Annotated in this window: 31 protein-coding genes; 28 read left to right on the forward strand and 3 right to left on the reverse strand. The window is 42.0% G+C overall.

All coding sequences use genetic code 11. The features are described from left to right. Positions 1–3: 3 nt before the first annotated feature. From H6G76_RS25330 to H6G76_RS25340, 3 genes are all read left to right on the forward strand, one after another. Entirely contained in the window at positions 4–348 is a 345-nt protein-coding gene (locus tag H6G76_RS25330) for a transposase (protein WP_242056515.1), read from the forward strand. A gap of 24 nt (positions 349–372) precedes the next feature. After that, the gene (locus H6G76_RS25335; protein ID WP_190707276.1) at positions 373–3,645 is read left to right on the forward strand and encodes a lamin tail domain-containing protein; all 3,273 of its coding nucleotides are present in this window, start codon (positions 373–375) and stop codon (positions 3,643–3,645) included. A gap of 99 nt (positions 3,646–3,744) precedes the next feature. Next, entirely contained in the window at positions 3,745–4,686 is a 942-nt protein-coding gene (locus H6G76_RS25340) for a hypothetical protein (RefSeq protein ID WP_190707279.1), read from the forward strand. 128 nt (positions 4,687–4,814) lie between these two features. Here the strand turns inward: H6G76_RS25340 and H6G76_RS25345 are convergent, their stop codons facing one another. After that, the gene (locus H6G76_RS25345) at positions 4,815–6,017 is read right to left on the reverse strand and encodes a phosphoglycerate kinase (RefSeq protein ID WP_190707283.1); all 1,203 of its coding nucleotides are present in this window, start codon (positions 6,015–6,017) and stop codon (positions 4,815–4,817) included. Positions 6,018–6,105: 88 nt separating this feature from the next. On the opposite strand from H6G76_RS25345, the gene H6G76_RS25350 reads away from it, so the two are divergent. The 3 genes from H6G76_RS25350 to H6G76_RS25360 all read left to right on the forward strand — a co-directional run bounded on the left by H6G76_RS25350 (position 6,106) and on the right by H6G76_RS25360 (position 8,972). Continuing rightward, the gene (locus H6G76_RS25350; protein WP_190707286.1) at positions 6,106–6,513 is read left to right on the forward strand and encodes a universal stress protein; all 408 of its coding nucleotides are present in this window, start codon (positions 6,106–6,108) and stop codon (positions 6,511–6,513) included. 286 nt (positions 6,514–6,799) lie between these two features. Then, complete coding sequence (locus tag H6G76_RS25355) at positions 6,800–7,789, forward strand: DUF389 domain-containing protein (RefSeq protein ID WP_190707289.1); 990 nt, start codon at positions 6,800–6,802, stop codon at positions 7,787–7,789. Between the two features lie 169 nt (positions 7,790–7,958). Next, positions 7,959–8,972 carry a mechanosensitive ion channel family protein gene (locus H6G76_RS25360; RefSeq protein WP_190707292.1) on the forward strand — a complete coding sequence of 338 codons (1,014 nt, stop codon included), beginning with the start codon at positions 7,959–7,961 and terminating at the stop codon, positions 8,970–8,972. A gap of 65 nt (positions 8,973–9,037) precedes the next feature. Here H6G76_RS25360 and H6G76_RS25365 read toward each other — a convergent pair whose 3' ends face one another. Further along, complete coding sequence (locus H6G76_RS25365; RefSeq protein WP_190707294.1) at positions 9,038–10,075, reverse strand: NADP(H)-dependent aldo-keto reductase; 1,038 nt, start codon at positions 10,073–10,075, stop codon at positions 9,038–9,040. Between the two features lie 384 nt (positions 10,076–10,459). Between H6G76_RS25365 and H6G76_RS37820 the strand changes: the two genes are divergently transcribed. Both H6G76_RS37820 and H6G76_RS25370 read left to right on the forward strand, forming a co-directional pair. Beyond that, positions 10,460–10,582 carry a hypothetical protein gene (locus H6G76_RS37820; protein ID WP_277883127.1) on the forward strand — a complete coding sequence of 41 codons (123 nt, stop codon included), beginning with the start codon at positions 10,460–10,462 and terminating at the stop codon, positions 10,580–10,582. Positions 10,583–10,694: 112 nt separating this feature from the next. Continuing rightward, on the forward strand, positions 10,695–10,922 hold the full coding sequence (locus H6G76_RS25370) for an RRXRR domain-containing protein (RefSeq protein ID WP_190707297.1): 228 nt from the start codon (positions 10,695–10,697) through the stop codon (positions 10,920–10,922). 160 nt (positions 10,923–11,082) lie between these two features. Here the strand turns inward: H6G76_RS25370 and H6G76_RS25375 are convergent, their stop codons facing one another. Further along, a complete protein-coding gene (locus tag H6G76_RS25375; RefSeq protein WP_190707300.1) occupies positions 11,083–11,571 on the reverse strand; it encodes an NAD(P)H-quinone oxidoreductase subunit N in 489 nt (162 codons plus the stop codon). Positions 11,572–12,505: 934 nt separating this feature from the next. On the opposite strand from H6G76_RS25375, the gene rplC reads away from it, so the two are divergent. From rplC to H6G76_RS25475, 20 genes are all read left to right on the forward strand, one after another. Next, the gene (gene rplC, locus H6G76_RS25380) at positions 12,506–13,141 is read left to right on the forward strand and encodes a 50S ribosomal protein L3 (protein ID WP_190707302.1); all 636 of its coding nucleotides are present in this window, start codon (positions 12,506–12,508) and stop codon (positions 13,139–13,141) included. 90 nt (positions 13,142–13,231) lie between these two features. Beyond that, entirely contained in the window at positions 13,232–13,864 is a 633-nt protein-coding gene (gene rplD, locus H6G76_RS25385; RefSeq protein ID WP_190707305.1) for a 50S ribosomal protein L4, read from the forward strand. Next, positions 13,857–14,171, forward strand: a complete 315-nt coding sequence (locus H6G76_RS25390) for a 50S ribosomal protein L23 (RefSeq protein WP_190707308.1) — start codon at positions 13,857–13,859, stop codon at positions 14,169–14,171. Before rplD ends, H6G76_RS25390 begins: the two co-directional genes overlap by 8 nt. Before the next feature lie 6 nt (positions 14,172–14,177). After that, positions 14,178–15,041, forward strand: coding sequence for a 50S ribosomal protein L2 (gene rplB / locus H6G76_RS25395; protein WP_190707311.1), 864 nt, complete (start codon positions 14,178–14,180; stop codon positions 15,039–15,041). A 97-nt stretch (positions 15,042–15,138) separates the two neighbouring features. Then, a complete protein-coding gene (gene rpsS, locus H6G76_RS25400; protein WP_190684187.1) occupies positions 15,139–15,417 on the forward strand; it encodes a 30S ribosomal protein S19 in 279 nt (92 codons plus the stop codon). An 87-nt stretch (positions 15,418–15,504) separates the two neighbouring features. Continuing rightward, positions 15,505–15,864: a 50S ribosomal protein L22 gene (gene rplV, locus H6G76_RS25405; RefSeq protein WP_096584545.1), complete on the forward strand. Its 360-nt coding sequence runs from the start codon at positions 15,505–15,507 to the stop codon at positions 15,862–15,864. Positions 15,865–15,890: 26 nt separating this feature from the next. Then, positions 15,891–16,646, forward strand: coding sequence for a 30S ribosomal protein S3 (gene rpsC / locus H6G76_RS25410; protein ID WP_190707314.1), 756 nt, complete (start codon positions 15,891–15,893; stop codon positions 16,644–16,646). A gap of 102 nt (positions 16,647–16,748) precedes the next feature. Further along, positions 16,749–17,177 carry a 50S ribosomal protein L16 gene (gene rplP / locus H6G76_RS25415; RefSeq protein ID WP_190707317.1) on the forward strand — a complete coding sequence of 143 codons (429 nt, stop codon included), beginning with the start codon at positions 16,749–16,751 and terminating at the stop codon, positions 17,175–17,177. 3 nt (positions 17,178–17,180) lie between these two features. Beyond that, positions 17,181–17,408, forward strand: coding sequence for a 50S ribosomal protein L29 (gene rpmC, locus H6G76_RS25420; protein ID WP_190707320.1), 228 nt, complete (start codon positions 17,181–17,183; stop codon positions 17,406–17,408). Between the two features lie 6 nt (positions 17,409–17,414). Then, positions 17,415–17,663, forward strand: a complete 249-nt coding sequence (gene rpsQ, locus H6G76_RS25425; RefSeq protein WP_015113422.1) for a 30S ribosomal protein S17 — start codon at positions 17,415–17,417, stop codon at positions 17,661–17,663. A 39-nt stretch (positions 17,664–17,702) separates the two neighbouring features. Further along, complete coding sequence (gene rplN, locus H6G76_RS25430; protein ID WP_062291728.1) at positions 17,703–18,071, forward strand: 50S ribosomal protein L14; 369 nt, start codon at positions 17,703–17,705, stop codon at positions 18,069–18,071. Continuing rightward, positions 18,071–18,415: a 50S ribosomal protein L24 gene (rplX, locus tag H6G76_RS25435; protein ID WP_190707323.1), complete on the forward strand. Its 345-nt coding sequence runs from the start codon at positions 18,071–18,073 to the stop codon at positions 18,413–18,415. The genes rplN and rplX overlap by 1 nt, the downstream gene beginning before the upstream one ends. Before the next feature lie 98 nt (positions 18,416–18,513). Beyond that, complete coding sequence (rplE, locus tag H6G76_RS25440; protein WP_190707325.1) at positions 18,514–19,062, forward strand: 50S ribosomal protein L5; 549 nt, start codon at positions 18,514–18,516, stop codon at positions 19,060–19,062. 20 nt (positions 19,063–19,082) lie between these two features. Continuing rightward, on the forward strand, positions 19,083–19,484 hold the full coding sequence (gene rpsH / locus H6G76_RS25445) for a 30S ribosomal protein S8 (protein WP_190707328.1): 402 nt from the start codon (positions 19,083–19,085) through the stop codon (positions 19,482–19,484). Between the two features lie 93 nt (positions 19,485–19,577). Then, positions 19,578–20,126, forward strand: a complete 549-nt coding sequence (gene rplF, locus H6G76_RS25450; protein WP_190707331.1) for a 50S ribosomal protein L6 — start codon at positions 19,578–19,580, stop codon at positions 20,124–20,126. 2 nt (positions 20,127–20,128) lie between these two features. Next, positions 20,129–20,491: a 50S ribosomal protein L18 gene (gene rplR, locus H6G76_RS25455; RefSeq protein WP_190707335.1), complete on the forward strand. Its 363-nt coding sequence runs from the start codon at positions 20,129–20,131 to the stop codon at positions 20,489–20,491. Between the two features lie 92 nt (positions 20,492–20,583). After that, positions 20,584–21,108, forward strand: coding sequence for a 30S ribosomal protein S5 (gene rpsE / locus H6G76_RS25460; protein WP_096584530.1), 525 nt, complete (start codon positions 20,584–20,586; stop codon positions 21,106–21,108). 45 nt (positions 21,109–21,153) lie between these two features. Beyond that, positions 21,154–21,600 carry a 50S ribosomal protein L15 gene (gene rplO, locus H6G76_RS25465; RefSeq protein WP_190707338.1) on the forward strand — a complete coding sequence of 149 codons (447 nt, stop codon included), beginning with the start codon at positions 21,154–21,156 and terminating at the stop codon, positions 21,598–21,600. A 70-nt stretch (positions 21,601–21,670) separates the two neighbouring features. Continuing rightward, positions 21,671–22,984: a preprotein translocase subunit SecY gene (gene secY, locus H6G76_RS25470; protein WP_190707341.1), complete on the forward strand. Its 1,314-nt coding sequence runs from the start codon at positions 21,671–21,673 to the stop codon at positions 22,982–22,984. After that, positions 22,984–23,538, forward strand: coding sequence for an adenylate kinase (locus H6G76_RS25475; protein ID WP_190707343.1), 555 nt, complete (start codon positions 22,984–22,986; stop codon positions 23,536–23,538). Before secY ends, H6G76_RS25475 begins: the two co-directional genes overlap by 1 nt. Positions 23,539–23,655: the final 117 nt, after the last annotated feature.

Below are 23,655 nucleotides of genomic sequence, written 5' to 3' on the forward strand. Positions count from 1 at the left end.
ACTATGACACAGCCAAAATTTAAGGGTAAATACCGAGTCGAGTCCACTCGTTTAATGAATCGTAATTATGCTGCAAATGGTTGGTATTTTGTCACCGTTTGTACAGGCGATCGCAACCCTTTTTTTGGGAATGTTAATAATAGTCAAGTCCAACTATCCGCAATTGGCGAAATAGCTCAAAATTTTTGGGCAGATATTCCCAATCATTTCGATTACACATACATTGATACCTACGTCATTATGCCTAATCACGTACACGGCATCATTATTATTGACCGACCCAACCAAATCAACGAAAATACGCCACCCGAAAATCTAGAGACGTTGCATTGCAACGTCTCTTTGTGATCGTACAAATTATAAAAAATATTTATGAAAAGAAAGTTAAAAAATATATTATCTAACAGCAACCTACAACAATTAATTACCAGACTTACCATTGGTTTCTGTATTCTGGGACAGGGAATACAGCCAAGCCAAGCTGAAGGTAGCCGTACACTTTACCCTAGTTCTGCCACTGGCAATAGAGCTAACCTAGAATGGAGTACTGATTTATGGGGCAATCTGATTAGGCGGCGAACTATACTGAAAGTATATGCCCAAAAAGATGAATATATTCTTTTAGGATCTAGTGCTGTCAGAGTCAATAATGGCGATATCCTAGTTTTTAAACCTGGTAACAACGTCTCTGGTAGCATTGGTAGTGAAAATATTCCCGCAACACCAGATTTTCAATGTTCTACTCAAACAGGACGTGGGGTTATTTCATCTCGCAACCAAGAATTAGCAGGGCCTAAATCTATTTCTGGTACAGGTAACACTAATGGATATACACCCTGTTACTATCAGGCCCCGTCAACGGGCATATATGACATCATTTTTTATGGCCCAGCTGGCAGTAACAGTACCACATCGACAAATATTTTGCCTACTGGTGAGATTAGTTTAAGTGATAGCAAAAATTTTAATACTAATCAGTCAACTACTATTGCAGCGTGGGATGTCACTGTACGCAGTAGCGACCAAAACTCCATAATAGATATAAATGGTAGATTATTCAGTTACTATCTTTCACTATTTACTGGCCTCAACGGCCGACCGCTCAACTTTTCTGTCTATCCAGTCACGACAGATGGTTATCGCTACAAAATAGATTTAAGAGGTACAGATCCAAATGGATTCGTTCTTTACGGTAATCAAGTAGGATTTTTTGATAGTGATGGGAAAACACCCCTCTATCATGATATCCTGGCGAATGATGCTGTACTTACTAACATAGACGGCAGTACTAGCTTATCTCGTCCTCAATTTCCGACATTTTTTACTACCCCAGATACTAACGTACTTCCATATATTGATCGCTACAAACCTGATGGCGCATTTGATAGCACTGGGATTCCTCTTATTCCAATCGCACCCACTGTAAACAATTTAAACTTTACAGGTACCGTTGTGGGAAGTACCAGTTCTTTAGGCACAGGTGGTACTTTTACTTTTAACACTAATGTAGCAGGCAACTACGAAATTATTATCAGTCGAGACGGTGTAAATTTTGATCCCACTAACAGCCAAAACCGTGTACTGCGAGGTGTTATGAACACAGCAGGCGCACAGTCAGTTACTTGGAACGGTAAGGATAATAGTGGCGATAATTTTCCGGTTGGTACTAACTATCCAGTCCGGGTTAACATTCATGCAGGTGAATACCATTTTCCCTTGCTGGATGCAGAGAATAATTTTTCTGGTGGCCCTAGCATTACGCTTCTAAATGCTAGTAATCCTTTGGGAAATACAACAGCATTTTATGATGATCGCGGATACACAACTATTGGTGGTACAAATGTTGGTACTCCAGGTACTGTACTTTGCGGTACTAATCCGCCAAATCCAACCTTTAGCAACACAATTTCTGGGTTTGACAGTACAACCAATAATAGAAAATTTGGTCAGTCTGGTAATAGTGGCAATACCAATACAAAATGCACTGGTTCTTTTGGAGATACTAAAGGGCTGGATTTATGGACTTTTTTCCCTAGCAACACTGAACAAACCCCAATAAATATCGTAGACTTTGGTGTCACCATCTCCGGCACTTTATATCAAGATCTTGATCATGGAGATGACTTTGATGCAGGTGAACCTACTTTACCTGCTGGTATTAATGTCAAATTACTGAGATCTAGCGATAACTCAGTTGTTACTGTTACTAGCACCAAAGCCGATGGTACTTATACCTTTACAGGTGTGGTAAATGGTAGTTATAAAATTCAAGTTGATACTACCAATAGCAACATTCCTAATGTGATGTCTTTGGGAACACCTAATGACTTAGCTATTACTGTCTCTGGAAGTGCAATAGGAAATCAAAACTTTGGCTTTGATGTCTACAAAGTTTCGCCTCAAGCAGGTAAGGTGATTATCAATGAAGTGCTGTACAACGAAACAGGGACAGGAAGTAATGCTAGTACAAACGATGAGTTTATTGAACTCTACAATGCTTCTTCTTCACCCGTTGATTTAAGTGGTTTCAAGTTAGCAGATAGTAATCTCATAGCTAACGATAATGTTAGTGAAAGTAAATTTAATTACTCATTTCCTAATGGTACAACTTTACAACCAGGACAATACGCCGTTATTTGGATAGGTAGTTCTAGCAACACCAACGCCCAGGCTTCTGGAGCAGCTTTTCAAGCTTGGGTAGGGCTTTCTGCTACACTGAGTAACTCTGGTGATGATGTTTGGTTATACGATAACCAAAATCAGATTATTGATTACATTGCTTATGGTACAGGCAGTGCTATTAACACACCCCCCCCAAGTTCTCTTAATCTTTGGGACAGTACTTATCAGTCTTCCTTATCAGGGGCAGCAGATGCTCAGTCTATTAGCCTAACCCGCAATGGCAACGATACCAACATTAGTGCTTGTTGGGAACAAACTACTAGTACCAACGCCAGCCTTAGATGTCCTAGCTATTTACCAACTATAGATACTGATAATACAGGTAATCGAATTACTAGTGTTGGTTACAACAACAATGGTAGTAATGCAAAGCTGTTATTAATCAAACGTATTACCCGCATTAATAATGTAGATTTAACTGATATTGTGGATGGTCGTAGTGATGTGGCCACAAATGCTAACAATTACGTTCCATCACCTTATGATGTTGATGATGATAATTCCAAATGGCTTACCAATTACTTGCGAGGACAGATAAATGCTGGTGCTGTTAAACCAGGAGATGAACTGGAATATACTATTTATTTCCTCTCAGCAGGTTTGAATAGTGTTAGTAATATTAAATTCTGTGATTTAGTTCCACCTAATACTACTTTTATACCTACAGCTTTTAATGGACAAACGCCTAATGATGGTATTTCAGGAGCAGATCAAGGTATTGCACTAGCTGTTGGTTCTACTACACCCACAGTCTATTTCAGCAATGCGGCAGATTCAGACCGTGGAGTATTTTACGCAGCAAATGCTCCAGCTACGCCTGCAAGCTGCGGTAGTAATACTAATGGGGCTGTAGTAGTTAATATTACAAAAAGTTCTGTTTTGCCTAATTTACCTGCGGCTACTGGGCGAGGAACACCAGCTAATTCTTATGGCTTTGTTCGCTTCCGTGCTAAGGTCAAATAATGAAAAATTGAGAATATTAAGTGGTAAGCGATCGCCATACCCATATACTCTATTGTGGTATTAGTTAGCTCAAATAGCTAACAATCAAGTCTACAGGGTATGGCAAAACCAATTCGGATTCTTTTGCAAACTACAATTCCCACTACTGAAGACGACTGGAGCATTTTTCGTTTCTCAATGCTACAGGATTATTTGGCATCTCTTCAAGATGAAGCGGGTAATTATTTATTTTCGGTTGTAGCGCGCGATGTCTGCCGACAAGCCGCTTCTCCGATAGGAGACGCTTCGCGAACGCGTCTACGCCAATCAGACGCAGAAGGTAATGATCCTATTTTAGGTAGCCTTGACCAATCTGATTTTGATGAACTTTGGTTATTTGCTTTAGATGTTGGTGACGGTTTAACAGCAAAAGATATTGCTGGAATTAATGCTTTTCGCCGACGTGGTGGTGGTATTTTAACCACACGCGATCATCAAGACATGGGCTGTTCCATGTGCAGTTTAATTGATATTGGCGACATTCATTATTTCAATACCAAAAATCCTGACCCTGATGAATCTCGGTGGAGCCGAGATGACCCTTACACAACTTATATTTCTTGGCCTAACTATCATTCGGGTGCAAATGGCGACTATCAAAAAATTACTGTTGTTGAACCTGTTCACGAACTATTAAAAAATCCCAACTCACCTTCAGGAGTAATTGAACTTTTCCCTGCACATCCTCACGAAGGCGGTATTGGCATACCTCCCAGTAACCCAAATGCACGAGTCATTGCTTTAGGAAAAAGCTTAGTCACAGGTCGTGCATTCAATCTCATTGTGGCAGTTGATCATCATCCCGATGCAGAAGGTAACATTTTAGGACGTACCGTAGCTACTTCTAGTTTTCATCATTTTGTTGATTACAACTGGGATATTACAAAAGGCTGTCCTAGTTTTGTTGATGAACTACCAGGTGAGGGCATGAAAAACGAGCCACGCGCTTTAGAAGATATTAAAACTTATGTTCGTAACCTAGCTTTGTGGTTGGCAAATTAAAACGCAAATTGCGAAGTATGAAGTAGAAAATTTTCTACTTCATACTTCATCCTAGCCTGCGGCAAGCCTTGACGCTCCTACGTCACTACCGCTACGCTAACACCACTGCACGTCTACAAACTTCTAAATTACGCATCATTTAAAGCCGCGATACCGGGCAGAACTTTGCCTTCGAGTAATTCTAAGCTAGCACCGCCTCCGGTGGAGATATGACTCATTTGGTCAGCCAAACCTACCTTTTCTACAGCCGCTACAGAGTCACCACCACCAATAATAGTGGTTGTGCCTGTTTTGCTAATATCTGCAAGAGTATGAGCGATCGCTTCTGTACCAGCAGCAAATTTATCAAACTCAAATACACCCATAGGCCCGTTCCAAATTACAGTTTTGCAATCAGCTAAAGCTTCTTGGAAGACTTTTACAGAGTCTGGGCCAATATCCAAACCCATACCATCGTCAGGGATGTTGTCAATGCTAACGGTGGTTGCATTTGCATCAGCAGCAAATTTATCAGCCGATACAATATCTGTAGGTAGTAAGAAGGTAACACCTTTTTCCTTAGCTTTTGCTTCCAAAGATTTCGCTAGTTCCAGCTTGTCTTCTTCCACCAAAGATTTACCAACATTTAAACCACGGGCTTTGTAGAAGGTAAAAATCATCCCACCACCAATGATTAGCTTGTCGCACTTCTCTAGCAGAGTTTCGATAACACCGATTTTGCTAGAAACTTTGGAACCACCGACAATTGCTGCCAAAGGACGTTGGGGATTTTCAATCGCACTTTGGAGATATTGCAATTCTTTTTCGATGAGATATCCAGCAACAGAAGGACTCAGATAATGAGTCACACCTTCTGTAGAAGCATGGGCGCGGTGTGCTGTACCAAAAGCATCATTTACGTAAAAATCAGCATTAGATGCTAGTTTCTTCGCAAATTCTGGTTCGTTTTTCTCTTCTTCTGGATAAAAGCGGACATTTTCTAATAAAAGCACTTGGCCATTTTCTAACGCCGCTACTTTAGCCGCCACTTCATCACCAATACAGTCATCAGTTTTAACGACTTCTTGCCCTAACAACTCAGAAAGACGCTTGGCAACAGGTGTTAGGCGCAGTTTCTCATCTACGCCTTTGGGACGACCAAAATGGCTTGCTAGAATGACCTTAGCACCCTTCTGCGTCAAATCTTTAATGGTTGGTAGAGCGGCACGAATGCGAGTATCATCTGTAATGTTGCCTTGGTCATCCACAGGCACGTTAAAGTCAACCCGCACGAAAGCGCGTTTACCAGAAATATCAGCCGCAGATAAACTTGCTAAAGTTTTTTTGGACACAGCCAAACCCTCCTGATTGCCTTTTTGTTATTGTTTTGAAAGTAGAACCATCAAGATTTTACCGGAGTCTGGGGTGCGGAGGAGAGATATGTTTAAGACAGTATTATTTCCAATCGATCAAAGTCGGGAAGCACGAGAAGCTGCTGATGTAGTTTCTAACATCGTGCAGAAGTATGGAAGCCGCTTGGTATTGCTATCTGTGGTAGAAGAACCGCCCGCAGAGGCGACCAGTGCCGATCCAATGGTGTCACCAGAGGTAGTTGCTAAACTACTAGAAAATGCTCAAGTCTTGTTTTCTCAGGAGGGTATTCAGTCCGAAGTTCTGGAAAGACAGGGTAAACCAGCCTTTACTATCTGTGATGTCGCTGATGAAATTGGTGCAGATTTAATAATTATGGGCTGCCGAGGTCTAGGTTTAACGGAAGAGGGTGCAACTGATAGCGTGACAACACGGGTGATTAATCTTTCTCCTTGCCCGGTGTTAATAGTGCCTTAGTAGGGTTAAGCACTAAATTCTTAGTGTGTCAATTTGACTTTAAAGCAATCAGAAAAATCATTTTAAAAACTCTGAGTTTTCAGAGTTTTTTTAATCACGATTTTGGGTTGATCGCTCAGAGGATTTAAATATTGTCTTGCTTGTTGGCAAAAAATCAGGTTTTTTTCTGTCAAAATTGCTGACATTAATTTAATTAGGGCTTAAGTTTTAACTTTAGATGGATATTTTTATTCAAGCTTTTGTTTAAAGTCCAGAGTCTAAAATTCTTTGATTTTAGGAGTATGCTTTGATCAACAATATCCGTAATCGCTTTAGGAATTTTAAGCAGACAAGGGTTGAACCTGCACGATTAAAACAACTGGTGGATGAGTTGTTGGAAGAATCTACTCCTGATGCCACATATTTGATTTTAATTGTTTGTTCTTGTGCGATCGCTACTTTTGGACTACTCACTAATAGCACTGCTGTAATTATTGGCGCAATGATTATCGCACCCTTGATGTTGCCAATCAGAGGTTTAGCTTTTGGTGCATTGGTTGGCAATGTCAATCTATTTAGCCGAGGCATAATAGCAGTATCATTAGGTACATTCTTGGCACTGGTAATTTCTTGCAGTGTAGCTTGGCTAGTTAATATCTCTAGTTTTGGTAGTGAAGTGCTATCTCGCTCTCAACCTACTCTGCTGGATTTGGGTATTGCCGTTGTGGCAGGTGGTATCAGTGGCTATGCCAAAGTGAATTCCAAAATTTCTGGTAGTGTGGCAGGAACGGCAATAGCAGTTGCGCTCATGCCGCCAATTTGTGTTATCGGTTTAGGCCTAGCAAAATTTGATTGGTCTCTTAGCTTAGGCGCAACTCTACTATATCTAACAAATCTTTTGAGTATTAGTCTTGCCTGTATGCTGACATTTTTAGTCACCGGCTATTCTCCCTTACATCGCGCACGCAAAGCACTGTTGTGGGCGTTGGGATTAACGGGTGCTTTACTTGTACCTCTAACTGTGAGCTTTACCCAATTAGTTACACAAGCACGACTCGAAACCAATTTAAGAAAGGCTTTGCTAAACCGAACTGTAACTTTTCAACGCTTGGCATTGCTGAAAACAGATACTAATTGGTTGAGTACACCGCCTCAAGTTCGTTTGAGTGTTCGCGCACAGAAAACTGTAACTTCTAAACAAGTAGGTCTTTTAGAAGCTTTTTTAGAAAAGGAGATGGGGCGACCTTTCACTCTAATTTTTGAAGTTAGTCAAGTGCAAGAAGTCAGACGAAAATAATAACAAGCAAGGATCAAAGATAAGAATTCTAACTCATAAAATTAATTTTATTTGGATTACAATTTGATTTTTCATCCTATTTATAGACAATAAAAACTTACTGTGGAGGGAATTAAACAACAAGTATTTATTTTTATTATCAGCAATGCTGAATCACTAAGCAAGTTTCATGAAAGCTGATATATCCGCACTCTGGAATAAAATCCAGGGAATGATTAACGGATTGATTATCCTGCTGCCGAATATCGTGCTGGCCTTGATTGTTTTTGCAATCTTCTTCTTTATTGCTAGATCAATTAAGAGACTGGTCAAACGATTAACTCGCGATCGCCATCAAGCCCGGAATCTAGGCTTGGTACTAGGACGATTGGCTCAAGGTACAACACTGTTGGTAGGGTTATTTGTAGCTTTGTCAATTGTGATTCCATCCTTCCGCGCCAGCGACTTAATACAATTGCTGGGAATTAGTGGTGTCGCAATTGGCTTTGCCTTCCGTGACATTTTGCAAAACTTTTTGGCTGGCATTCTGATATTATTGACTGAGCCGTTCCGCATCAATGACCAAATAGTTTTTAAAGACTTTGAAGGAACTGTAGAAAATATTGAAACACGGGCGACAACACTTAAAACTTACGATGGTCGCCGCATTGTGATTCCTAATTCAGAATTGTTTACTAATTCCGTGACAGTGAATACTGCTTTTGAAAGTCGTCGACTACAGTACGATGTTGGGATTGGTTACGGCGATGATATTGACTATGCAAAGCAGCTAATGCTTGCAGCATTACAAAGCATTCCAGAGGTAATGAAAGACCCTGCGCCTGATGTGTTGGTCATGGAACTTGCTGAAAGCACTGTGAATCTTCGCGTTCGCTGGTGGATTAAACCGCCTCGACGAGCGGATGATCTGGTCTCGCGTGACAAGGTACTGTCAACAATTAAGAAGACTTTAGTCGAAAATGGTATAGATTTACCCTTTCCGACGCAGCAAATTTTGTTCCACGACCAAACAGAAGACACAGATGGCGATCGCTCCCGTCAGCGTGAAGGTTGGCCTGCTGGTAAAAAAGAAGTACCAAAACCCCGCTCGATCAGTGATTCACTGCGGTTAGTTGCCCAAATGCGATCGCAAAGAGATGGTAACGGTAAGGTAGATTCTGCAACAGCCAAAAAAGATAACTAAACAGCAACTAGTATAGTAAATCTCTTGTGCAGAATTACCATAACTATAACCAACAATCAGCACTTCTAAGGTGCTGGGTTAGGATTTTGCAGGTGAATTGCATCCAACTCTGCCAAAATTTCTTTGTCGAGAATAACATTCACACTTTCTAGATTTTCTTGGAGTTGTTCTAGGGTTGTTGCACCAATAATTGTGCTACTAACAAACCAGCGACTCCGCACGAATGCTATAGCTAACTGTGCAGGACTAAGTTGGTGATGTTTGGCTAGTTCTACATAAGCTGCTATTGCTTCGGTAACTTTTGGTTTAAGGTAGCGTTGACCAAAGTTTTCAAACAATGTAATTCTCGTATTCTCTGGCTTGCCGTTAAGATATTTACCAGTTAAAAAACCAAAAGCCAAAGGACTGTAAGCTAATAAACCAATGTTTTCGTAATAGACTGCTTCAGCTAAAGCTCCATCAAATACGCGATTAATTAAGTTGTAAGCATTTTGAATAGAAATGACTTTGGGTAATCCTAACTGTTTGGCAGCACTACTAAATTGAGTAACTCCCCAAGGTGTTTCATTACTTAATCCTAGATAACGAATTTTTCCAGCTTGGATAACATCAGCAAATGCTTCTAATTGTTCAACGATGGGAACTGATGGCTTTACTTGAGTAGGATCAAAAACTGTTTGACCAAAACGTGGAACATAGCGGTCGGGCCAATGAATTTGGTATAAGTCGATATAGTCTGTTTGTAATCTTTTCAGACTATCATCTACAGCTTGTTTAATGTTATCGCGCTCTATAGCTTCGGCTCCTCCACGCAACCATTTAAAGCCTCTACCAGGGCCAGCAATTTTGGTAGCTACGATGACTTTATCTCGCTGTTGATTTTTTAACCATTCGCCAATATATGTTTCCGTTAAGCCATAAGTTTCGGCTCTAGGTGGTACTGGGTACATCTCCGCAGCATCAATAAAATTAACGCCGTTAGCAATAGCATAGTCTAGCTGTTGATGGGCTTCTTCAATACTATTTTGCCGCCCATATGTCATAGTCCCAAGGCAAATCTCCGAAACTTTTAAGTTACTCTCGCCTAATTGGTTATAACGCATATTTTTGTGTTATGTACCTTTGTAGATTATTAGGAAATGATTACAGTATCTTGATTTTTAGAGTTTTAATTACAGGCTTTCTTTGAAGATTTTTCAAAAAATCCTGGCTAAATACTGTATAACTACCGATTTATCGTAGATTTTATCAGAATTTGTCAATATTTTTCATTTATAAAAATTTTTCCAGCTTCCAGAAGAACGTAAAAAAGCAATAATGCTTTTTTTCAGCAACTATACAACGCAGTTGGTTTTATAAGCTTTTTAGCGACTTCAGACGCAGATTTATTGATCTGTGCTGCAATAACTTTTTTACAAGCAGCTGCTGCATTTTACAGAGTTCTGCTTATTTGCTTGCTTTTTTAAATGGTATGTGATAGATTTTGCATGAAAACAAACAACGGTAAACCAATCGATAAACCGATGTTTGGCATCACTGATAACACAATGGGCGGTAATTTAAGAGAGTACTGGAGTTTATCTCTAGACTCTCATCTTTCTGATCAATAGTAGAGATTATGCTACATGGCTAATAAGATGCGTTGCCTAAAAGCAGAAGTACAACCATGAAACAAGCAACTGCGAGCTTGTAAGAACTTGACCTTACAGTATTTTTTTACCCATGACTAAAGTTTTAATTCTTGATGTCAATCAACAACCGCTATGTCCAGTACGTATTAGCCATGCTAGGTTACTGTTATCTAGAGGTAAAGCTGCTGTCTTTCAAAGATACCCCTTCACAATTATTTTGAAAGAATCTGTTTCACAAATTAAGTCAGAGCCACTTGGCTTGAAACTCCAACTTAGTGCTGTTGCTGTCAAAAACAAAAAAGCGATCGCTGATAATTGATTAACGCATCTGATATCAGTCATCACCAGAGTCAACACTTTTAAATCTTCAACAACTACTAGTAAATAGTTAAATTCCAAACAAAGCGCGAGCGCAATTTAATTAAAAAAGGCGATCGCACTCAGAACTAAAAGTAGCGATCGCCCATTTAATCAAGCAGTTACACAGCCTGATAACTAGCAGAGAATGTAGCGGTTAGAGGCTTCCAGGTGAAAGCGCGATCACCCCCTCTTTCAACAACCACCTTTACACGAGGTTCTTGATTAGGTAATCCTGCTAAAAAGTCAACTTCTTGATCAGAAAGAATATGCCCTTCAATGATCCACAGCACCAAACCCTTAGATTTTGGTGGTAGTTGTTCTAGCTGGTAGTTAACAATTGGCGGAAGATACAAGACATTACCTACAGCAGCACCATTACTACTATTTTTCTTACCCAGATGGGCCGGTCTAACCCCATGAATACCTGTGAGATAGGCGGCTACATCGCCTAGTCCCCTAGCACTCATGTGTAGAGTTATATAGCCAGCTGCACGCAGCCGGCGGCGATATCGACCTTCAAAACCGCCTTCCAAAGGAACATACACACCAAGAGCGCCAAATTTCTGCAAATCTCGGATTAAAGCATTGCCAGTGGTAATCAGTGCCATAGATTTTTGTTTATCCTATCCCACTTACATATCTCTATTATTTACTGTTAAGTAAAATATTTAAGTTACAGTAAAAGAGCAACTAGCCTAAAAGTTTCTGAAACACTGGCTAATCAAGCAAGTCGCTTGAGTAAATTTCCAATTTCTATTGGATATGGTCTTTGCTTTCCACAGCGTTGTCAAAACTCTGGAAAAATTTATCGACAAATGTTACACATCTCATCTATAATTTGAGATTGTGACCAAATAGCCAAGTTCAACTTTTCTCTTTACAGCACTTAATTTAGTGTTATCATCTACAACGGATATAAAAAATCGGGTGTATGATTCTGACCTAAGCTAACAAGAGACTGGTAAACTAAAAAAGCTTAAGGTACACTAAAGAGCTTATGGCTAAATAAATCATAGCCAGATCCTAGCTCCAAATATAGATTCACTCCTGTAGCCCGGATTAACCAGGCAAAACCTTGAACATTAGTTTAAGGTATTCATTAAAGTAGAAACTGAGCAGCAATATTAGCACTGTAGTATTGCAAAAGCCTTAGTCAAAGGATACTGAGTAGTAAATAACTACTTAAGTCCTACTACAAAACGGCAGTAGCCAGTTGAGAAAGCCCACAGGTGCTGCCTTAAGAGAGTGCCTAAGCAATTGCTTGGACGAGAGCATTGCTGCACAAAGTGCAAAGCTTTAGAGCATTGCCTTAAAGTCAAAAGTTTGCACTTCCCCTTGGGAAGAAACTTATGGCTGCCTTAGTAAGCAACAGAATCAAAGTAAACGGATTCAACCAAAAGTAAGGGAACGGTTTTTGTTTTCCGGATAAGAGAAAGCAGAATTAGCTGCTGGAATTTGCTGAGGATCGTCCTCCCTCAGTCGGAGCATCACCAAAGTATCCCGATGAATCTGCTCAGTAAGTAAAAAGGAGAACCAGGAACTGTGTCTGTAGGCATTCTCGGCACCAAACTGGGCATGACCCAAATATTTGACGAGGCAGGAGTATCAATTCCTGTAACTGTTATTCAAGCGGGTCCATGCACTGTCACACAAGTTAAAACCAAACAGACTGATGGCTACGCCGCCATTCAGGTTGGTTATGGCGAAGTCAAGCCAAAAGCACTGAACAGACCCCTGTTAGGACACTTAGCAAAATCATCTGCTCCAGCATTGCGACATTTAAGTGAGTATCGCACAGAAAATTCTAGTGAATATACTCTAGGTCAAGAAATTAAGGCAGATATATTTAGTGCTGGCCAAATTGTAGATGTAGTCGGTACTAGCATTGGTCGCGGTTTCGCAGGCAACCAAAAGCGCAATAACTTTGGTCGCGGGCCGATGTCCCACGGTTCTAAAAACCACAGAGCACCCGGTTCAATTGGTGCGGGTACAACACCAGGTCGTGTTTACCCTGGCAAAAGAATGGCTGGGCGTTTAGGCGGTACTCGCGTCACTATTAAAAAATTAACAGTAGTGCGTGTAGACGCTGAACGTAACTTATTACTCATCAAAGGTGCAATTCCTGGTAAACCAGGTGCCCTAGTGAGTATCGTCCCTACAAATAAAGTTGGTAAATAGTCAAAAGTCAAAAGTCAATAGTCATTAGCAGTTGAACTATGGACTATTGACTATGGACTATGGACTAATGACAAAGGACAAATAACTAAAATGGTTGAGACTGTAGTTAAAAACTGGCAAGGAGAAGAAGTCGGACAAAAAACGTTCGACTTACGGGTTGCCAAAGAGGAAACAGCGACTCATATTGTACACCGCGCCTTGGTCAGACAAATGACCAACGCTCGCCAAGGAACCGCTAGTACCAAGACTCGTGCAGAAGTTAGAGGTGGTGGTCGCAAACCCTGGCGGCAAAAAGGTACCGGACGCGCTCGTGCGGGTTCTATTCGTTCGCCACTGTGGCGTGGTGGTGGTGTAATCTTTGGGCCAAAACCCAGAGACTACAACTTAAAAATGAACCGCAAAGAACGGCGGTTAGCACTGCGGACAGCTTTTGTCAGTCGTACTAACGACTTAATTGTGGTAGAAGACTTTAGCAACGAACTGTCCCGTCCAAAAACTAAAGATTTAGTAGCAGCTCTAACACGTTGGGGCGCAAGTCCAGAACAAAAAAGCTTACTAATATTGTCGGAAATTGCAGACAACGTTTATTTGTCAGGCCGCAACATCGAAAATTTAAAGATCATTGCCGCAGATCATCTAAATGTTTACGACTTGCTGCACGCTGACAAAATTGTAGTCACAGCATCAGCACTAGAAAAAATTCAGGAGGTCTACAATGCCTAAGATTGACCCCCGCGATCTGCCTGACTTAATCCGTCGTCCAATCGTCACCGAAAAAGCGACGATTATGATGGAACAAAATCAATACACATTTGAAGTTGTTCCCAAAGCAACCAAGACAGATATTAAAGCAGCGATCGAAGACTTATTCCAAGTCAAGGTTGTCAAAGTTAATACAGCCATGAAGCCACCCAAAAAACGTCGGGTTGGTAAATTCATTGGCTATAAACCCCAATACAAGCGAGCTATTGTTACCGTCGCACCTGGGGACGAAGAAAAGATTAGACAAGTTCTATTCCCAGAGGTCTAAAGTAAGATGGGTACTCGTTCTTATCGCCCTTATACCCCTAGCACTCGCCAAGTTACTATCTCGGACTTTGCAGAAATTACCAAATCTGAGCCAGAGAAGTCATTAACGACCTATAAACATCGTGTTAAAGGTCGTAACAATCAAGGGCGGATAACCAGCCGTCGTCGGGGTGGCGGACATAAACAACTTTATAGAATTATCGATTTTAAAAGAGATAAACGCAACATTCCTGCAAAAGTAGCAGCAATTGAATACGATCCCAACCGTAATGCTCGTATTGCTTTGCTGTTTTACCAGGATGGGGAAAAACGTTATATCCTTCAACCTAATGGTTTGACAGTAGGAAAAACTTTGATAGCAGGCCCAGAAGCTCCTATTGAAGATGGAAACGCCCTACCTTTGTCAAACATTCCCTTGGGTACGAGCGTTCATAATGTCGAATTGACTCCTGGTAGAGGTGGACAGATTGTTCGGGCTGCTGGTGCTACTGCCCAAGTAGTTGCTAAAGAAGGTAATTATGTAACTCTTAAATTGCCTTCGGGAGAAGTGCGGATGATCCGGCGTGAATGCTACGCCACAATCGGGCAAGTGGGCAACACCGACTTTAGAAACCTGAGTGCTGGTAAAGCAGGACGCAATCGCTGGAAAGGTCGCCGCCCGAAAGTTAGAGGTAGCGTCATGAACCCAGTAGACCACCCACACGGTGGTGGTGAAGGTAGAGCGCCAATTGGTAGACCAGGGCCAGTAACACCTTGGGGTAAACCAACATTGGGAGCCAAGACACGCAAACCCAAGAAACCTAGCAGTAAGTTGATTGTGCGTCGTCGCCGTAAATCTTCTAAGCGCGGTCGTGGTGGTCGTCAGTCTTAAAATTTTAGATTTTAAATTTTGGATTTTAGATTACTCAATTATCTAAAGTCCAAATTAATAAATCCAAAATCCTAAATCCTAAATCCAAAATTTAACTATGGGTCGTTCACTAAAAAAAGGGCCTTTCGTTGCCGATCACTTACTCAGCAAAATTGAAAAGCTGAACGATAAAAACGAAAAGCAAGTTATTAAAACTTGGTCAAGAGCCTCAACAATTCTGCCCCAAATGGTAGGACATACGATCGCTGTTCACAATGGCAGACAACACGTCCCCGTTTTTATCAGCGATCAGATGGTAGGCCATAAGTTGGGAGAATTTGCCCCAACACGCACCTACAGGGGTCATGGCAAAAGTGACAAAAAAGCGGGTAGATAGTTTGTCCTTTGTCTATTGTCATTAGTCCTTTGTAGCTGACAAATGACGATTGACAACTGACGAATGGCAAACGACAAGGAGAAAAACATGGCAACTAATACTACAGAAGTCAAAGCGATCGCCCGTTATATACGCATGTCTCCCTTTAAAGTGCGTCGTGTACTCGATCAAATTCGGGGACGGTCTTATAGAGAAGCGTTAATTATCCTGGAATTCATGCCTTACCGTGCTTGTGAACCAGTACTGAAACTAATCAGAAGCGCAGCCGCAAATGCTGAACATAATGCAGGTTTAGACCGCGCTCAACTGGTAATTACCCAAGCATATGCTGATCAAGGCCCAGTCCTAAAACGTTTCCAACCTAGAGCGCAAGGTCGAGCTTACCAAATTCGCAAACCTACGTGTCACATTACAGTAGCTGTTGCTGCTGGCGACACTGCGGAATAATTACCAGAACTTTAGAGGAAGCATTTGTGGGACAAAAAATTCATCCAGTTGGCTTTCGCCTCGGAATTACCCAAGAACACCAATCCCGTTGGTTTGCAGATCCTGAACGCTATCCAGAACTTTTACAAGAAGATCACAAACTTCGGAAGTACATTGAACAAAAACTGGGTAGACTCGCTCAAAATAACGCTGGAATTTCCGAAGTCAGAATTGAGCGCAAAGCAGACCAAATTGATCTCGAAGTGCGTACAGCACGCCCTGGTGTAGTAGTAGGTCGCGGTGGACAAGGTATCGAGTCCCTACGCACCGGACTACAAGATTTATTGGGCGGTACTCGCCAAATTCGGATCAACGTTGTTGAAGTTCAACGAGTTGATGCTGATGCTTATTTAATTTCAGAATACATTGCTCAACAATTAGAACGCCGCGTTTCCTTCCGTCGCGTAGTTCGCCAAGCAATTCAACGGGCGCAACGTGCTGGTATTCAAGGAATTAAAATTCAAGTCAGTGGTCGGCTTAACGGAGCAGAAATTGCGCGGACAGAGTGGACACGTGAAGGTAGAGTACCTCTACATACCTTACGGGCTGATATTGACTACGCTTACTGCACAGCAAAAACCGTTTACGGTATTTTGGGCATCAAAGTGTGGGTATTTAAGGGAGAGATTATTCCTGGACAGGAAGAAACTCAACCTCAACCCGCAACCCGTGAACGCGAACCTCGTCGCCGTCAACAACAGCGCCGTCGCCAGCAGTTTGAAGACCGTTCAAATGAAGGATAGTTAATAGTCCAAAGTCCATAGTCAAATTTTCACAACCGAAATTTTTGACCATTGACCACTGACCATTGACCACTGACCATTGACTTTTGACCCTGACAAATCATGTTAAGTCCTAGAAGAACTAAATTCCGCAAACAACAGCGCGGGCGGATGGCGGGTCTAGCTAACCGTGGTAGCACCCTTAACTTTGGTGATTTTGCACTTCAAGCCCAAGAACCAGCTTGGATTACCTCCCGACAAATCGAGGCTTCCCGTCGGGCGATGACTCGTTATATTCGTCGGGGTGGCAAAATCTGGATTCGGATTTTCCCCGATAAACCTGTTACCATGCGTGCGGCAGAAACCCGGATGGGTTCTGGTAAAGGAAATCCAGAATTTTGGGTAGCAGTAGTCAAACCAGGGCGGATTTTGTTTGAAATCGCTGGTGTTTCTGAAGAAATCGCCCGTGAAGCTATGCGCCTAGCTGCATTCAAACTGCCAATTAAAACCAAATTTATTGTGCGCCCTCAAATAGAAGAGGAGCAGGAGTAGGTCATGCCGCTTGCCAAGATTTCAGAAGCTAGAGAATTAAGTGACGAACAATTAGCAGCGGAAATTGTCGCCACTAAAAAACAACTGTTTCAGTTGCGCTTGCAAAAGGCAACCAGACAACTAGAAAAACCTCACCAATTCCGCCATGCTCGCCATCGCCTCGCCCAACTGTTGACAGTAGAGGGAGAACGCAAACGGGCAGCAAGTCAAACTCCTAAAAAAGAGAAGTAAGAGATTATGGCAATCAAAGAACGAGTTGGCTTGGTAGTGAGCGACAAAATGCAAAAAACGGTAGTAGTTGCCATTGAAAACCGCGCTCCCCATCCCAAATACGGCAAGATTGTAGTTAAAACCCGCCGCTATAAAGCTCACGATGAAGAAAACAAATGCAAAGTGGGCGATCGTGTACGGATTCAAGAAACCAGACCCCTAAGCAAAACCAAACGCTGGCAAGTCACAGAAATCCTCAACACTAAAAATTCATAAGTTGTTACTTAACTAACAACTGCACAAGGGAGACCAATTGTGATTCAACCCCAAACTTACTTAAATGTGGCAGATAACAGCGGCGCGCGGAAACTGATGTGTATCCGTGTGTTAGGTGCAGGTAATAGCCGTTACGGTTTTATCGGCGACAGAATTATTGCTGTTGTTAAAGATGCCATTCCCAACATGGCTGTGAAAAAATCAGATGTTGTGGAAGCTGTGATTGTTCGCACTCGCCATAACATCCGTCGTGATAGCGGTATGACTATTCGCTTTGATGATAACGCCGCCGTGATCATCAATAAAGAAGGTAATCCTAGAGGCACACGGGTATTTGGCCCAGTAGCAAGGGAACTCCGCGACAAGAACTTTACTAAAATTGTTTCTCTGGCTCCGGAGGTGCTGTAATGGCTATCCAAAAGGAAAAAGTATTCCATAAAATGCACGTTAAAACTGGTGACACTGTGCAAGTGATTGCTGGCAAAGATAAAGGCAAAGTTGGCGAAGTAATAAAAGCATTACCCCAACTGAGCAAAGTCGTTGTTAAAGGTGTCAACATTAAGACTAAGCACGTTAAACCCCAACAAGAAGGGGAATCTGGACGGATTGTTACCCAAGAGTACCCAATCCATAGTTCAAATGTGATGCTCTATTCCACAAAACAAAACGTCGCTAGTCGCGTTTGCTACACCTTCACCCCAGAAGGCAAGAAGGTGAGAAAACTCAAAAAAACTGGCGAGATTATTGATTAAGGATGAAGCTAAAAGACTGAAGTATAAATATTACTTATTTTATCTTCATCCTTCATAATCTTCCCTGACCAAGCCCAGGGATATCAGGACAAAAAATTATGGCGACAACAAGACTCAAAACCTTATATCAAGAGACAATCGTCCCTAAACTCACGAATCAGTTCCAATACACCAACGTTCATCAAGTACCGAAGGTAATAAAAGTTACTGTTAACAGGGGTTTGGGCGAAGCGGCACAAAATGCTAAGGCATTGGAAGCTTCGATCAACGAAATTGCATTAATTACAGGTCAAAAACCTGTAGTTACAAGAGCGAAAAAAGCGATCGCAGGCTTTAAAATCCGTCAAGGTATGCCTGTCGGGATCATGGTCACTCTCCGAGGCGAGAGAATGTATGCTTTTCTCGACCGCCTGATCAGCTTGACACTGCCTAGAATTCGTGACTTTCGTGGTATTAGCCCTAAAAGCTTTGACGGCCGCGGCAACTATACTCTAGGCGTAAGAGAACAGCTAATCTTTCCAGAAGTCGAATACGATAGCATTGATCAAATTCGCGGTCTGGATATTTCAATCATTACTACAGCAAAAAATGACGAAGAGGGCCGCGCTTTACTCAAAGAATTGGGAATGCCCTTTCGCGATCAATAAGTTCATCTAAAGAGGGAACGATGGCGGCTAACGACACAATTGCAGATATGCTGACGCGCATCCGCAATGCCAACATGGCAAGGCATCAAACAACACAAGTGCCAGCCACTAAAATGACCCGTAGTATTGCCAAAGTACTACAGGAAGAAGGATTTATTTCTGAAATTGCAGAAGATGGAGAAGGCGTAAAACGTCATCTGGTGATTTCCCTAAAATATAAGGGTAAAAATCGTCAGCCTTTGATTACTGCCCTTAAACGGGTGAGTAAACCTGGTTTACGCGTTTATTCCAACAGAAAAGATTTACCCAGAGTACTAGGCGGCATCGGTATTGCCATTATTTCTACTTCCAGTGGCATAATGACCGACCGTGAAGCTCGCCGTCAAAACTTGGGTGGTGAAGTACTTTGCTACGTCTGGTAGTCATTAGTCATTTGTCATTAGTCATTGGTCACTAGTAACTGGCAAATGGCAAAGGACAAATAACAAAGGACAAATAACAAAGGACAAAAGATCATGTCTCGTATTGGTAAACGACCAATTACTATTCCCGCCAAAGTGCAAGTCACCATTGATGGCACAAAGGTTGTGGTAAAAGGCCCCAAAGGTGAACTTTCACGAGATCTACCTGTTCATGTAACAGTGAGCCAAGAAGGGGAAACCTTACAAGTAGTTCGTAAAGATGATTCCCGTACCTCTCGCCAAATGCACGGTTTAAGCCGGACATTGGTTGCCAACATGGTAGAGGGAGTTTCCCAAGGTTTTCAACGTCGTTTGGAAATTCAAGGGGTTGGTTATCGCGCACAAGTACAAGGGCGTAACCTAGTTTTGAACATGGGTTTCAGCCATCAAGTACAAATTGAGCCACCAGATGGAATTCAGTTTGCTGTAGAAAACAACACTAACGTTATAGTTAGTGGCTATGACAAAGAAATAGTAGGTAATACAGCAGCTAAGATTCGTGCCGTCCGACCACCAGAACCTTACAAAGGTAAAGGTATTCGCTATGCGGGTGAAGTAGTCAGACGCAAGGCTGGTAAGACCGGAGGTAAAGGTAAGAAGTAAACATGAAACTTACTCGTAGAGAATCAAAACAGCGTCGTCATCGCCGCGTTCGTGGTAAGGTTAGCGGTTCTCAAGAACGCCCACGCCTAGCCATATTCCGCTCTAACCAACATATTTATGCTCAAGTAATTGATGATACTCAGCATCATACTTTAGTGGCAGCATCTACTTTAGATGCAGAGTTAAAAACAAATTTAGCTTCTGGTGCTAATTGCGAAGCATCAGCACAAGTTGGGAAGTTAATTGCAGCGCGCGCACTCGAAAAAGGCATTACTAAAGTAGTCTTTGATCGCGGTGGTAACTTATATCACGGTCGAATCAAAACACTAGCTGATGCAGCACGCGAAGCTGGTTTAGATTTTTAAAGTTGTCAAAAGTCCATAGTCCATAGTCAACAGTAATGACTATTGACTCTTGACTCTTGACTGTTGACTCTTGACTTTTAAAGGCATTGATTATGGCAACAGGTCGTCGTAAAGCTAACCGCGCAAAGAAAGAAGAAACCAACTGGCAAGAGCGTGTAATCCAAATCCGACGCGTGAGCAAGGTCGTTAAGGGTGGTAAAAAACTCAGCTTCCGGGCGATCGTCGTTGTTGGAAATGAACGCGGTCAAGTAGGTGTTGGAGTAGGTAAAGCCTCAGATGTAATTGGTGCTGTTAAAAAAGGTGTAGCCGATGGCAAAAAACACCTTATTGACATTCCTATTACTAAATCTAATTCGATCCCCCATCCTATTGATGGCATTGGCGGTGGTGCAAAAGTCATTATGCGTCCAGCCGCACCTGGTACTGGTGTAATTGCTGGTGGTGCGGTGAGAACTGTACTGGAACTAGCAGGAGTTCGTAACGTTCTAGCTAAACAACTCGGTTCTAACAACCCGCTAAATAATGCTAGAGCCGCAGTTAATGCTTTATCTACACTGCGTACTTTAGCTGAAGTTGCGGAAGATCGTGGTATTGCTATTGATAAACTCTACATTTAGTAGGGTTTTGGTTACACAGTTCTTGTAAAAAATATTAATAACATCATGAGACTCAACGATGTTAAGCCTCAAAAAGGCTCTAAAAAACGCCGTCGCCGTGTAGGTAGAGGTATTTCTGCTGGTCAAGGTGCTAGTGCTGGTTTAGGTATGCGGGGTCAAAAATCTCGCTCTGGTAGCAGTACAAGACCAGGGTTTGAAGGTGGTCAACAGCCATTGTACCGCCGTATTCCTAAGCTGAAAGGCTTTCCAGTTGTGAATCGCAAGATTTACACTACGATAAATGTAGAGAAGCTAGCCTCTCTTCCTGCTAATACAGAAGTAACATTGGATTCCTTAAAAGCAGCAGGTATTTTAACCTCTGCCAAAGGGCCACTGAAAATTCTAGGTAATGGGGAATTGAACGTTGCCCTCAACGTTAAAGCGGCAGCTTTCACAGGTCAAGCTCGTAGCAAAATTGAGGCAGCTGGAGGAAGTTGTGAAGTTTTAGGGTGAAGCCCAACCGCGCACTTAAATACCTGCCAACTAGCTTCCAGTGCCTGGTTCACGATAAAGGTAGCACTCTATGATCAGTCGAGATAAAGCCCCAACGGCTCAAGAAACTTTTATGCAGATGGCACAAGCAGCTGGGCTAAGAGGCAGGCTGCTTGTCACTGTCGGTATTTTAATTTTGGTTCGCCTAGGTATATTCTTACCTGTCCCAGGAATTGATAGAGCTAGATTTCACGATGCTATTTCCGGCAACAATTCCATATTTGGTTTATTGGATATCTTTTCTGGACGTGGACTTTCTACTTTGGGAGTCTTTGCTTTAGGGATTCTGCCCTTTATCAATGCGTCAATTATTATCCAATTGCTGACTGCGGCCATCCCATCTTTAGAAAATTTACAGAAAAACGAAGGTGAAGCAGGACGGCGGAAAATTTCACAAATTACTCGCTACGTGACTGTAGGTTGGGCGATTATCCAAAGTACAGCTTTTTCTGCTTTTTTCCTGCAACAATTTGCCTTAACTCCAGGCCCGTTATTTGTAGCTGAAACTGCGATCGCTCTTACCGCAGGTTCTATGTTCGTTATGTGGGCATCCGAACTGATCACAGAACGAGGTATTGGTAATGGTGCATCACTGTTAATTTTTGTCAACATTGTCGCTTCGCTACCTAAATCTCTAGGCGACACCATCGACTTAGTACAAGTTGGCGGTAGAGAAATCGTGGGTCGGGTAATTGTCCTAGTGTTGGTATTTCTAGCAACCATCGTTGGGATTGTGTTTGTACAAGAAGGTATCCGCCGCATCCCGATTATTTCGGCTCGTCGTCAAGTAGGGCGGAGAGTGTTGGCAGAACAGCGTAGCTATCTACCACTACGTCTCAACTCTGGTGGTGTTATGCCCATTATTTTTGCGGCTGCTATCCTCAGTTTGCCACTATTAATCGCCAACTTTACGAAGAATCCTGAGTTAGCGAATATCGTTAACACTTATCTCAGTCCTGGTGGTTCTGCGCCTTGGGTATACGCTCTGGTTTACTTAACTTCGATTGTTTTCTTTAGCTACTTCTACTCTTCATTAATTGTTAACCCAGTTGATGTAGCTCAGAACTTGAAAAAAATGGGTTCTAGTATTCCCGGTATTCGCCCAGGTAAAGCTACAAGTGAGTATATCGAGCGGGTAATTAACCGATTAACTTTTTTGGGAGCGATATTTTTAGGCTTGGTTGCGATCATTCCCACAGCCGTGGAAAGTGCTTTGAAAGTACCAACCTTTAAGGGACTAGGTGCTACTTCATTACTCATCCTAGTTGGTGTGGCAATTGACACAGCAAAACAAGTCCAAACTTACGTTATCTCTCAGCGATACGAAGGAATGGTGAAACAATAGTGACGCGACTAATCTTCTTGGGTCCACCTGGAGCGGGTAAGGGAACTCAAGCTCAAGTTTTGGCAGAACACCTGCACATACCTCATATTTCAACTGGTGAAATATTGAGGCAAGCCATGAAAGAGCAAACTCCTTTGGGAATTAAAGCTCAAGGTTATGTTGATAGCGGTGAGTTAGTTCCAGATCAGTTGGTGCAAGACTTAGTAGAGGAACGTTTAGACCAACAAGATGCAAAATTTGGTTGGATTTTAGATGGTTTTCCTCGCAAAGTTACACAAGCAACTTTTTTAGAAGAATTGCTGACAAAAACTGCTCAAGGAGGCGAAAGGGTAGTTAATTTAGATGCACCAGATGACGTTGTGATATCACGTTTACTAGCTAGAGGACGAAAAGATGATACCGAAGAGGTGATTCGTCGTCGGCTAGAAGTGTACCGTAATGAAACTGCGCCTTTGATTGATTACTACAGTCAGCGCGAAAGGCTACTGACAGTCAACGGTAATCAATCCCAAGAAGAAGTCACTACTGAATTGAAACACATTTTAGCTTCCTAGCTTGAGTTCAAGGTGTAGTCATTGGGAAGTAGGAGATTCACTAGTCACTACTCCCAATTTCTCACTCCCATTTGAAAATAGAATGCGAATCAATTTTAGCTAAGATATATTAATAAA

It is taken from the genome of Nostoc sp. FACHB-152, assembly GCF_014697475.1.
Classification (GTDB): Bacteria; Cyanobacteriota; Cyanobacteriia; order Cyanobacteriales; family Nostocaceae; genus Nostoc_B.